Consider the following 11,557-nt stretch of genomic DNA (forward strand, 5'->3'; position numbering starts at 1 on the left):
TCATCCCTCGTCCCGCCCGCAGGTGGCCTGGCCCCTTTGAAAAAGGGCTCCGCGAAGCGGTGGGGATTGATTTGCTGGCATTTCTTCTACTTGGAATCTAAAATAGAAGCAGTCGTCCTAAGACAATCCCCCGCCCTCGCTTCGCTCAGGCACCCCCTTTCAAAAGGGGGCAAGCGGCTTCGCCGCTTGTGGGCCCTGCTTCGCAGGGCCCATTCCTCGTCCCGCCCGCAGGCGGCCTGGCCCCTTTGCCAAAGGGGGCTGGCGGCTGACGCCGCATTTAGTGGATTTGCGGCAGAAAAATGGCGGCCCTTGCGTTTCCCGGCAAAGTATGTTAGTCTGATAGGGAAGTAATTTTCAAGCGGGAGCGGACAAGGAGTATTTATGATAAATGAGCGAAACGAGCGATTGCAGCGGTTTACCATGCTGTTAAAGAACATATTCGAGTTGGACAAGTCCGACCTGGACTTCGGAATCTACCGGGTCCTCAACCTGCGCCGGGAGGAAATCGAGACCTTTCTGAACCACCGTCTGCCCCAGCTGGTAGCGCAGGCACTCTCCCCCTTCGCCCAGGACAGCCGCCAGGAGCTCCGCGCCCAGATGGCCCACATCGAGGAGATGGCGGCCTCCATGGGGCAGGAGGCGGACAATCTGCCCGAGAACACCCCCATGGGTGAGAAGTATCAGGCGCTGAAGCGGAAGCTGGCACAGGGGGCCGACCTGACCGCCCTGGAGACCGACGTGTACTCCGCCCTGTACACCTTTTTCAGCCGGTATTATGAGGAGGGGGATTTCATCTCCAAGCGCCGGTACAAAAAGGACATCTACACCATCCCCTACAGCGGGGAGGAGGTCATGCTCTACTGGGCGAACCGGGACCAGTACTACATCAAGACCAGCGAAAATTTTAAGGACTACACCTTCCTCTTTGACGGCATCTCCGTCCACTTCCGCCTGGTGGACGCCACCACCGAGCAGAACAACAACGCGGAGAGCAAGGACGCCAAGCGGGTCTTCATGCTCTGCCCTCAGGACCCCTTCGCCTACCATCCGGAGGACCGGGAGCTGGTCATCCACTTTATTTACGACATCCCCGAGGACAAAAAGCGCAAGTATTTGGAGGAAAATTCCACCGCCATTGCCCGCTGGGTCCTCTCCCTGCGCCGCCCGGAGCTGACCCCTCTGCTGGCCCCCGCCGGTCAGGGGAAGGACGCCCCCTCCCTGCTGGAGAAGCACCTGCGGGCCTACACCGCCAAGAACACCTTCGACTACTTTATCCACAAGGACCTAGGGGGCTTCCTGACCCGGGAGCTGGATTTCTACATCAAAAGCGAGGTCCTACGCCTGGAGGACCTGGACGCCGGGGTCCAGGCGGAGGTCTGTCTGGCCAAGGTGCAGGCCATGCGCCGGGTGGGCCAGCTCATCATCGACTTTCTGGCCCAAATCGAGGACTTTCAGAAAAAGCTGTGGCTGAAAAAGAAGTTTGTGGTAGAGACCAACTGGTGCCTCACCCTGGACCACATCGACGAGTCCTTCTGGCCGGAAATTGCGTCAAATCCGGCCCAGGTGAAGGAGTGGGCCGACCTGTACGCCATTCACCTGGCCCCGGGCTGGACCGACCCGCCCACCCTGGACTTCCTGCGGAAAAATCAGAATCTGATGGTGGACACCGCCCACTTCTCCCCCCAGTTCAAAGACGCCCTGATCGAGACCATCCCCGACCTGGACCGGCGGACCGACGGCGTGATGCTCCACTCGGACAACTACCAGGCCCTGCGGCTGCTTCAGGCCCGGTACAGGGAGCAGATCCAGCTGACCTACATCGACCCCCCCTACAACACCGACGCCAGCAAAATTTTGTACAAAAACGGCTATGAGCACTCCAGCTGGCTCTCCCTCATGGAATCCCGCCTCCAGGAGGGGCGGAAGCTGATGGCCCCCACCGGCATCATCCAGGCGGCGGTGGACGACTACGAGATGCGCCACCTGAATCTGTGCATGGACCAGGTCTTCGGACTCTCCAACGCCATTTCCAACATCGCCATTCTCACCAATCCCAAGGGACGGGACCAGGGCTTCATCGCCCAGGCCCACGACTACACCCTGATCTACGCCCGGAACAGGGCCCTGGCCCAGACCCACAACTTCGTCCTCTCCCAGGAGGAGCTGGCCAAAAAGTTCAGCAAGAGCAAGGACGGCCAGGCCCTGCGGGAGCTGCCCCTGAAGCGCACCGGGGTCGGCAAGTTCCGGGAGGAGCGGCCCTATATGTACTTCCCCTTCTTCTACTCCCCGGAGAAGAAGGAGCTGCTGGTCATCCCCAAGGAGCTCTACGACCAGATCTACGACCCCGCCGCCGACACCTTCGACGACGCCCTTGTGGACCGGGTCATTCAGGACTACGCCGGGCGGGGCTACCAGGCCATTCTCCCTCTGAGCAGCAAGGGGGAGAAATTCCGCTGGCGCTGGGGCTACCAGAGCTGTGTAGACGGGGTCAAAAGCGGCGTACTCTTCTGCAAGGCGGTGCGGGGCGGGGGTTATGCGGTGTATCAGTACGACTTTGCCGACGCGGAGGCGACCCCCAAATCCCTGTGGTTCGGCGAGCGGTACGACGCCTCCTCCAAGGGCACCAACCTGCTGGAGCAGATGCTGCCCAACAATCCCTTCGACTACCCCAAGAGCCTGTTCACCGTGGAGGACAACATCTCCATTGGCGCCGGGCCAGAGGACACGGTGCTGGACTACTTCGCCGGCTCTGGCACCACCGGCCACGCCGTCATCGACCTGAACCGCAGGACCGGGGCCCGCCGCCGGTACATTTTGGTGGACATGGGGGAGCACTTTCACACCGTCATCCGCCCCCGGATGAAGAAGGCGGTGTACGCCCCCGACTGGCGGGACGGCCTCCCCCAGCAGCGGGACGGGGGGGTGTCCCAAATCATCAAGTATATGCGGCTGGAGAGCTACGAGGACGCCCTGTCCAACATCAGCCTCTCCCGCCCCAGCGGCCAGATGGAGCTGCAAATGACCGACGAGTACCTGGTCCGCTATATGCTGGACCTGGAGAGCCGGGACAGCATCCTCAGCCCGGATGCCTTCTCCAATCCCTTTGACTACACCATGCGCATCACCGAGAAAAACCAGTGCCGGGAGCGGAAGGTGGACCTGCGGGAGACCTTCCACTACCTGCTGGGGCTGGCGGTGGAGCGTCAGAGCGGCATTGAGCGCTTCTCGACCCGGCCTGCCCGGACCCCCGCCTACCAGGGGGCGGTGGAGCTGGTCCCGGAGGAGACGGGCCCCTACGCCTTCTGCCGCAGCCAGGGGGTCCTGCCCGACGGCCGCCGGGCGCTGGTGATCTGGCGCACCGTGACCCGGGACGCCGCCGCCTCCAACGCCGCCCTGGACGCCTATTTCACCGCCCGGGCCGGGCAGGAGCGCTGGGACGCGGTCTTTGTCAACGGCGACAGCAATCTGGAGGGCCTGCGGGGGCCGGGCCAGAGCTGGCAGGTCTATCTCACCGAGACGGAATTGAAGGCCCGTATGTTTGAGGAGGTATGAGGAATGGCAAAGCAATCTCCCCCGCCCTTTGAGGACCAGCTGGTACTGTTTCGCTACTTCCTCCACCAGCTGCGGGCCGACTCCCTGAGTCAGCTGGGCCAGCAGCTGAACAGTGCCGAGTTTGAGGGGCTGGACGAGAACGGCAGCACCTGGTACTGCGGATGGCTGACCCAGTGGTGCCGGCGGCGGAACGCGCCGCTGACGGCGGAGCAGTTGGGGATCTATGACGAAAACATCTGCCGCCACACTAAAGAAATCGGGAGGAAGCGCGGGGGCATCCGCTGGAAGTACTTTCAATATCTGGCCCTGCTGTTCACCGAGCTGTACCTGGACCGGTATTTCTCCGACCCGGAGGGCTTCTGCCGGGCGCTGAACGGGTGGCTCCAGGAGAAGGAGGCGGAGTCCCTGGGGCTGATCTCCTTCCGCCCCTACACCCCCGACCGGCTGAACAAGCTGGCCTTCATGTGCGCCACCGGCAGCGGCAAGACCCTGATGATGCACGTGAACATCCTCCAGTTCCGCCACTACCTCCAGCGGGCCCGGCGGGGGAACAGGGCCCCGACCCTCAACCGCACCATCCTCCTCTCCCCCAACGAGGGCATGAGTCTTCAGCACCTGGAGGAGCTGGCCCTGTCCTCCATCCCCGCCGCCCTCTTTGACAAGGACCGGGTCCTGGACCAGCAGCTGGACCAGGTGCTGGTGATTGACATGAACAAGCTAAAGGAGGAGGGGAAGGTCAAAACTGTCTCGGTGGACAGCTTTGAGCAGAACAACCTGGTTCTGGTGGACGAGGGCCACCGGGGCCTGTCGGGGGATGTGTGGTACGACTACCGGACCCGGCTGTCGGCGGAAGGCTTCGCCTTTGAGTACTCCGCCACCTTCAAGCAGGCTCTGAACGCCGCCTCTAAAAAGGAGGAGGAGCGGGCCCTGATGGAGGAGTACGGGAAATCCATTTTGATGGACTACTCCTACCGCCACTTCTATCAGGACGGCTACGGCAAGGACTACTGCATCTACAACCTAGGGCAGTCGGCCAGCCAGGAGCAGCGCCAGCTGTACCTCACCGGCTGTCTGCTCAGCTTCTACCAGCAGCTGAAGCTGTACGAGCTGGAGGGCAGCAAGCTGAAAAAATTCCAGCTGGAGCAGCCACTGCTGGTCTTTGTGGGCAACCGGGTCACGGCCAAGACCTCCCGGGAGGAGCTCACCGACATTGAGGAGGTGCTCACCTTCCTGGACCGCTTCCTGCGGGATCGGGCGGTCTCGGTCAACCGCCTGCGCCGGCTCCTGGAGGACGACACCGGTCTGGTGGACGGCGGGGACAACGAGCTGTTCTTCGGTAAGTTTAAGGCCCTTCAGGAGTATCTGGCCCCCGACCCGGCCCTCCTCTTTCAGGATATCCTCCGCCTGGTCTTTCGCGCCGGCGGCGGGGGCGAGCCCCGGCTGTATTTGGAGCAGCTGCGCCAGGTCCCCGGAGAGATCGCTCTGCGGGCGGGGGACTATGGCAGCTGCTTCGGCGTCATCAGCATTGGAGATGTGCCGGGCCTGATGCGCAGCTGCGGGAACCAGGGCATTGCCGTCCGCACGGCGGAGTTCATCTCCCGCTCCCTGTTTCAGGAGATCAACGCCCCCAACTCCACCATTACCATGCTCATCGGCTCCCGAAAATTCACCGAGGGCTGGAACAGCTGGCGGGTGTCCACCATGGGGCTGATTAACTTTGCCAAGGGGGAGGGCTCCCAGGCCATCCAGCTCTTTGGCCGTGGGGTCCGGCTGCGGGGCTGGGGCGGCTGTCTCAAGCGCTCCCGCCGGGCTCAGCTCCCCGGGCCGCCCCCCAAGCATATTGAGCTGCTGGAGACCTTGAACATTTTCGGCGTCAGGGCCCAGTATATGGAGGATTTCAAAAACTATCTGGAGCGGGAAGGGGCCCCCTCCAACAACAATATCCTGCCTCTTACCCTGCCCACGGTCTGCCGGCTGCCCAAGGACCGGACCTTGTACACCATCCAGGTGCGCCAGGGGGTCAGCTTTAAGCGGCAGGGCCCCCGTCTGGTGCTGGAGGCCCCCAGGGAGGACTTTCTCCGGTATTTGGTAAAAAACAAGTCGGTGCTGGACTGCCGCAGCAGGGTCCAGGCCATTGAGTCGGCCCTCAGTCTGTCCATGGAGTCCATGCCGGAGGAGCAGACCATCCCCCCGGAGGCGCTGCCCCACCTGGACTACCGGCGGATCTGGGAGGAGCTGACGGCCTACAAGCGGGAAAAGGGCTACCACAATCCGATTTTGGTCCAGGACCGGCTGGAGGGCATCCTCCGCACCGACGGCTGGTACGGCCTGCTGACGCCCCGGGACCATCTGAGGCTGGACTCCTTGGCCAAACTGGAGGGGGCGGCGGACTACGCCGTCATGGTGCTGAAGGTATACATGGACAAGTTTTTCCGCTTTGAAAAGGCCCGCTGGGAGGCCCCCCTGCTGGAGTACGCCCCTCTGACGGCGGAGGACCGGAATTTTCTGGCGGAGCACACCCTCACCTATACCCCTCCCGACGGCCCGGACCGGCTGGCGGCGGCTGCTGCGGAGGCGGAGGAGGCTCTGAAAAAGCGGGGCCAGCTGGGCGCCTGGCGGGAGGAGCTGGTCCCGGAACTGCTGACGGCCTACGACCTGGACCCCTGCCTCTGCGCCCCCCTTCTGGGGATGGACCGGAACACCCCCCAGCTCCAGGTCTCCCCCGTGGCCCTGAACCGGGGGGAGATGCTCTTCCTGGAGCGGCTGAAGGACTGGCTGGACGGCCACTGCGGGCTGGCCAAGGACCTGTTCCTCCTGCGCAACCAGAGCAGGAGCGGCCTGGGCTTCTTCGAGGCGGGGAACTTCTACCCCGACTTTATCCTGTGGCTGGACCGGCCGGACCGGCAGGACATTCTCTTTCTCGACCCCAAGGGCCTGATGCGGGTCAGCCCCACCGACCCCAAAGTGGAGTTTCACCGGACCATCAAGGAGCTGGAGGGGCGGCTGACTCCCCCGGCGGGGAAAAAAATCGCCCTGCACTCCTTCCTCCTGTCCAGCACCCCCTCCAGTCTGCTGCGCCAGTCCCCCTGGGGGAGCATGGACCAGGACCAGCGGGAGGCCCTGAACGTGTACACCCTGGACGACCCCCGATGTATCGACAAGCTGATGTCCAAAATCATTCCATAAAAAGTTCCCCCAAAGGGAGAAGGGTTCTCCTTTTGGGGGATTTTTCTATGGATTATTGGCTCAGCTCAGCCCGTTCAGCTTCTTGTACAGGTCCTCCACCGTGGCGGTGTCCACCAGGGCGTCGGTGTCCTCCTCGGTCTCGCAGACCTCCACAATGCGGTTGAGGATGTCCAGGTGCTCCTCGCCGGTGGAGGCGATGCCAATCACCAGGCGGACCAGCTCCTGATCCTCACCCCAGACGATGCCCTCCGGGTAGGTCATGACCACCAGACCGGTCTTCTGGATGAACTCCCGGGACTCGTTGGTGCCGTGGGGGATGGCCACATGGCTGCCGATGGCCACGGGGAAGCTGGCGTTGCGGTCCAGCATACCCTGGACATAGCCCTCGGAGCAGTATCCGCTGTCTACCATCCGCTTGCCCACGGCCCGAATGGCCTCCTCGGGGCTGACGGTCTTGCAGTTCAGCACAATATTTTTCTGCTCCAGCAGGATAGCGCCGGGGGCGGCGGGCTTCTCCTCCGCCTTGGGGGCGGCGGGGGCGGGGGCAGCCTTACCGCTGCGGGCGGCCACCAGCTCCTCCACCAGCAAGGCGTACTCGGGGGCGCCCATAAAGTTCTGGATGGGGATCACCCGGGCCCGAGGATTGCTGGCTACCGCCCGGTGGGCCAGTTCATGGTGGGTCACCACGATTTGACAGTCGGCGGGGATCTCGGACACGGGGTGGTGGATGACCTCAATATCGGTGATACCGGCGTCCTTCAGCTTGTTGCGCAGCATGGTGGCGCCCATGGCGGAGGAGCCCATACCCGCGTCGCAGGCGAAGACGATCTTCTTGACGGAGTGGATATCCACCTGCGCGCCGGTGGGGGCGGCGGAGGGAGCGGCCTGGCCCTTGGAAGCGGCCTTGGAGGCGGCCACCTGCTGCTGGGCCTCCGCCAGGCTGGCGTCCTTACCGAAGAACTTCAGCAGGAAGACCGAGATGGCGAAGCTGACCCCCCCGGCCACAGCGATACCGGCAATATTGGCGAAGTAGCAGCCCTTGGGGGTCAGCATCAGCTCGGCAATGATGGATCCGGGGGAGGCGGGACCGGACAGGCCGCCGCCCAGCAGGTTCAGGGTGAAGATGCCGCAGACGTTGCCCAGCATGGGGCCCAGGATGACGATGGGGTTCATCAGGACATAGGGGAAGTAGATCTCGTGGATGCCGCCCACAAACTGGATGATGGCGGCGGCGCCGGCGGAGGAGCGGGTCTCCCCCTTGCCGGCCACGCAGTAGGCCAGCAGCAGGCCCAGACCGGGGCCGGGGTTGGACTCGATCATATACAGGATGGACTTGCCAATCTCACCGGCTGCCCGGAGGGTCTCCACCTGTTCGGTGCCGATGGGGGTAAAGACGCCGTGGTTGATGGCGTTGTTCAGGAAGAGCACCTTGGCGGGCTCCACCAGCACGGCGGTGAGGGGGAGCAGGCTGTGGTCCACCAGCCAGCCCACACCATTGCCCAGGATATCGGTGAGGACCACGCAGGTGGGGCCAATGGCGAAGATGGACAGGATGGCCAGCAGGCCGCCGATGATGCCCACAGAGAAGTTGTTGACCACCATCTCAAAGCCGGCGGGGACATGGCCCTCCATCTTCTCGTCAAACTTCTTGATGCACCAGCCGCCCAGAGGGCCGCAGATCATGGCGCCGATGAACATGGTGCTGCTGGTGGAGGCGATGGCGCCCAGAGCGGCCAGGGAACCGGCTACCGCGCCCTTCTGGCCGCCCACCATCTTGCCGCCGGTGTAGGCGATGAGGATGGGCAGCAGGTAGGAGAGCATGGGGCTGACCATCTGGGCGATGGTGGCGTTGGGGAACCAGCCGGCCTCGATAAACAGGGCGGCGATGAGGCCCCAGGCGATAAAGGCCCCGATGTTCGGCATGACCATGCCGCTGAGGAATCGCCCGAATTTTTGTACGTTTTCTTTCATTGATGTATCTCCTTTCAAATAAATAACACAGTATTGCGGCCCCTCCGGCTCACAGGTCCCCCAGGCCGGACTCCACCAGCCGGACGGCGGCCTTCAGCGCCTCGGCCTCCTGGGGGCCCTCGCAGCAAATTTCGATCTCGCTGTCCATCTGCACACAGGAGGCCATCAGCCCCATGATGTTCCTGGCGTCAATGGTCTTCCCTTCAAAGAGAATGGTGACGTCGCTGTCATATCTTGCCATCTCCGCCACCAGGAGCTGGGCAGGGCGCATATGCAGCCCCAGGGGATTGATGACCTTCACACGTTTGGATACCATGGCTCATACATCCTTTCCCATACATTTCAAATACTGTTCCTGAGCAGGGGGACGCGGGGTCAGACCGCAGTGACCTGGGCGCTGTCCAGGTACTTCTGGTCGGGGAGGCGGTCGGTGATGATCTGGGCCCCGTCCAGGGGCAGGATGGTGGCCGCTGTGACCCGGCCAAACTTGCTGGAGTCGATGAGCATATAGCAGCTCTGCCCCCGGGAGGCCGCCATCTCCTTCAGAGCCGCCGCCTCCGGGTCGGGTGTGGTGAAGCCCTGGCTGACGCTGACGCCGCTGGCCCCCAGGAACACCTTGGTAAAGTTGTAGTCCCGCAGGCTGTTCAGGGCCTGAGCCCCCACAATGTCCACCGTCCCCGGCTTCAGGATCCCCCCCAGCAGGTACACCTTCCGCTCGTGGGCGGAGAGCATCCCGGCCAGGTCGATGCTGCTGGTGACAAACAGGGCCTTGGAGTCCTTCAAGTGGTTGGCCATGTGGAGCACCGTGGTACCGGTGTCCAGAAAGACCACGTCGTCCTCCCCCACCAGGGCGGCGGCGCAGCGGGCAATGCGCTCCTTCTCTCTGGCGTAGCGCTGCTTGGTGGCCAGGTCGGGCTCCCGCGCCCAGAACTCCTCCTCCTCCAGGGTCGTGGCTCCGCCGTGGATCTTCACCAGCTTCCCCTGGCTGGCCAGGGCGTTCAGGTCCCGGCGGATGGTGGCCTCTGACGCCCCGGTGGTCTGGCACAGGTCCATGACGCTGACGGTCTGGTGCTGGGAGAGCTGCTGTAAAATCGTCCGCGCGCGCTGTTCAGCCAGCATGGTCTCGCCTCCATTCTTGATTGATATTGAGTGGTTGATTGATTTTGACTATGATTATCCTAACATAGGGCGGCTGGAAAGTCAACCCATTTGTGTCGGATTTTATGTACAAAAAGCGGGCTTGTTTTTTGTGTACTCTGCACCAAAAGTCGGGGGTATGAGAGAAATTAGCCGGAGAACAGCAAAAAAATTGCCCTGAAACCGGCGAGAGGTCCCCAGAGCTGTGCTGGAGAAATCTGGAGCTGCGCCGGGGCGCAAGGGCGGTCCCCAGGGGAGCTGTCTCCCCCTCTCGGACCCGAAACAATCAAAAACGTGCAAAATCACTTTTTCGGGCCGTTATGGGGCAGGATATTTCGGCGCTTTTTCGCAGCCTTCCGCTTGCTATTCCCCAGGAGACGGTGCTATACTTTGAGGCAAGGAACACCGGGACCACCAAACTACAACAAAGGAAGGGATCACACATGAAACAGGCAATTATGATCGGCGCGGGCAACATCGGCCGGGGCTTTATCGGGGCCCTACTGGAGAAGAGCGGCTACCATGTCACCTTTGCCGACGTGGCGGAGAACCTGATTTCTGCCATCAACCAGCGCAAGAGCTACACTGTCCACATCCAGGACCGGGAGTGCGCGGAGTGGACCGTCACCAACATCAGCGGCATCTCCTCCGCCAATCAGGAGCTGGTGGACGCTATCGCCGGCGACTGCGAGCTGATTACCACCGCCGTGGGCCTGCGCATCCTGCCCATCGTGGCCAAGCCCATCGCCGCCGGCATCCGGGCCCGGAAGGCGGCGGGGAGCACCCAGATCATGAATGTGGTGGCCTGTGAGAACGCCATCCGGGGCACCAGCCAGCTGCGGGAAGCTGTCTACGCCAACCTGAGCGGGGAGGAGCTGGACTACGCCAAGGAGTATGTGGGCTTCGCCGACTGCGCCGTGGACCGCATCGTGCCCAAGGCCACCTTTGAAAATCCCCTGGACGTGGCGGTGGAGCAGTACACCGAGTGGGACGTGGAGAAGGCCGGCTGGAAGGGCGAGCGGCCCGAGATCCAGGGCCTGGGCTGGGTTGACAACCTGGACGCCTACCTGGAGCGCAAGCTCTTTACCCTGAACAGCGGCCACGCCGTCTGCGCCTATCTGGGCTCCCTGAAGGGGTGCAGGACCATTGTGGAGAGCATCGCCGACCCCGCCATCGGCCACCTGGTCCACCAGGCCATGTATGAGAGCGGCGAGGGCCTGATTAAGAAGTTCAACTTTGACGCCGACGCCCATCACGCCTATATCGAGCGCATCTTCGCCCGGTTCCAGAATCCCTTCCTGGAGGACGAGACCGCCCGCGTGGCCCGAGAGCCCATCCGCAAGCTGTCCCCCACCGACCGCCTGGTCAAGCCCCTGATGACCGCCTACTCCTACGGCCTGCCCGTCGACCACCTGATCTTCGGCGCGGCGGCGGCCCTCCACTTCAACTGCCCCGAGGACGAGCAGAGCGTTGAAATGCAGAAGAAGATCGAGGCGGAGGGCGTGGAGAAGGCCCTGGAGGAGTACACCGGCCTGACTCCCGACAATCCCCTGTTCAGCCGCGTTCTGGATGTGTACCGCGCCCTGTCCTTCTCCAAGAAGGGCTGATTTCAATTGACAAAGGAGGAACCCTCTATGTTAAAACTCGATCTCTCCAAGCTGAGCGGCTTTCTGCCCGAGGACTATCTGACCTCCCGCCAGGAGCGGCTGGC

6 protein-coding genes are annotated in these 11,557 nt (G+C 62.8%); 3 read left to right on the forward strand and 3 right to left on the reverse strand.

Features of this window, described 5'->3' with window-relative positions; genetic code table 11:
* Positions 1-381: 381 nt before the first annotated feature.
* Both D1646_RS23620 and D1646_RS02185 read left to right on the forward strand, forming a co-directional pair.
* Positions 382-3,552 carry a site-specific DNA-methyltransferase gene (locus D1646_RS23620; protein WP_160634863.1) on the forward strand — a complete coding sequence of 1,057 codons (3,171 nt, stop codon included), beginning with the start codon at positions 382-384 and terminating at the stop codon, positions 3,550-3,552.
* Between the two features lie 3 nt (positions 3,553-3,555).
* On the forward strand, positions 3,556-6,738 hold the full coding sequence (locus D1646_RS02185) for a DEAD/DEAH box helicase family protein (RefSeq protein WP_160634864.1): 3,183 nt from the start codon (positions 3,556-3,558) through the stop codon (positions 6,736-6,738).
* Between the two features lie 60 nt (positions 6,739-6,798).
* On the opposite strand, the gene D1646_RS02190 is transcribed toward D1646_RS02185, so the two are convergent.
* Genes D1646_RS02190 through D1646_RS02200 form a run of 3 tightly spaced genes read right to left on the reverse strand, consistent with a single transcriptional unit; the run spans position 6,799 to position 9,828 of the window.
* Complete coding sequence (locus tag D1646_RS02190) at positions 6,799-8,709, reverse strand: PTS mannitol transporter subunit IICBA (RefSeq protein WP_160634865.1); 1,911 nt, start codon at positions 8,707-8,709, stop codon at positions 6,799-6,801.
* A gap of 49 nt (positions 8,710-8,758) precedes the next feature.
* On the reverse strand, positions 8,759-9,025 hold the full coding sequence (locus D1646_RS02195; RefSeq protein ID WP_160634866.1) for an HPr family phosphocarrier protein: 267 nt from the start codon (positions 9,023-9,025) through the stop codon (positions 8,759-8,761).
* Positions 9,026-9,084: 59 nt separating this feature from the next.
* Positions 9,085-9,828 (reverse strand): DeoR/GlpR family DNA-binding transcription regulator, encoded by a 744-nt coding sequence (locus tag D1646_RS02200; protein WP_160634867.1) that lies wholly within the window; start codon positions 9,826-9,828, stop codon positions 9,085-9,087.
* Between the two features lie 461 nt (positions 9,829-10,289).
* On the opposite strand from D1646_RS02200, the gene D1646_RS02205 reads away from it, so the two are divergent.
* On the forward strand, positions 10,290-11,453 hold the full coding sequence (locus D1646_RS02205; protein WP_160634868.1) for a mannitol-1-phosphate 5-dehydrogenase: 1,164 nt from the start codon (positions 10,290-10,292) through the stop codon (positions 11,451-11,453).
* Positions 11,454-11,557: the final 104 nt, after the last annotated feature.

The organism is Pseudoflavonifractor sp. 60 (genome assembly GCF_009911645.1).
Taxonomy (GTDB): Bacteria; Bacillota; Clostridia; order Oscillospirales; family Oscillospiraceae; genus Lawsonibacter.

Coding starts and splice junctions, on each gene's coding strand:
- D1646_RS02200 (WP_160634867.1), bottom strand. CDS start 9,828: ATGCTGGCTGAACAGCGCGCGCGGACGATTTTACAGCAGCTCTCCCAG.
- D1646_RS02195 (WP_160634866.1), bottom strand. CDS start 9,025: ATGGTATCCAAACGTGTGAAGGTCATCAATCCCCTGGGGCTGCATATG.
- D1646_RS23620 (WP_160634863.1), top strand. CDS start 382: ATGATAAATGAGCGAAACGAGCGATTGCAGCGGTTTACCATGCTGTTA.
- D1646_RS02190 (WP_160634865.1), bottom strand. CDS start 8,709: ATGAAAGAAAACGTACAAAAATTCGGGCGATTCCTCAGCGGCATGGTC.
- D1646_RS02185 (WP_160634864.1), top strand. CDS start 3,556: ATGGCAAAGCAATCTCCCCCGCCCTTTGAGGACCAGCTGGTACTGTTT.
- D1646_RS02205 (WP_160634868.1), top strand. CDS start 10,290: ATGAAACAGGCAATTATGATCGGCGCGGGCAACATCGGCCGGGGCTTT.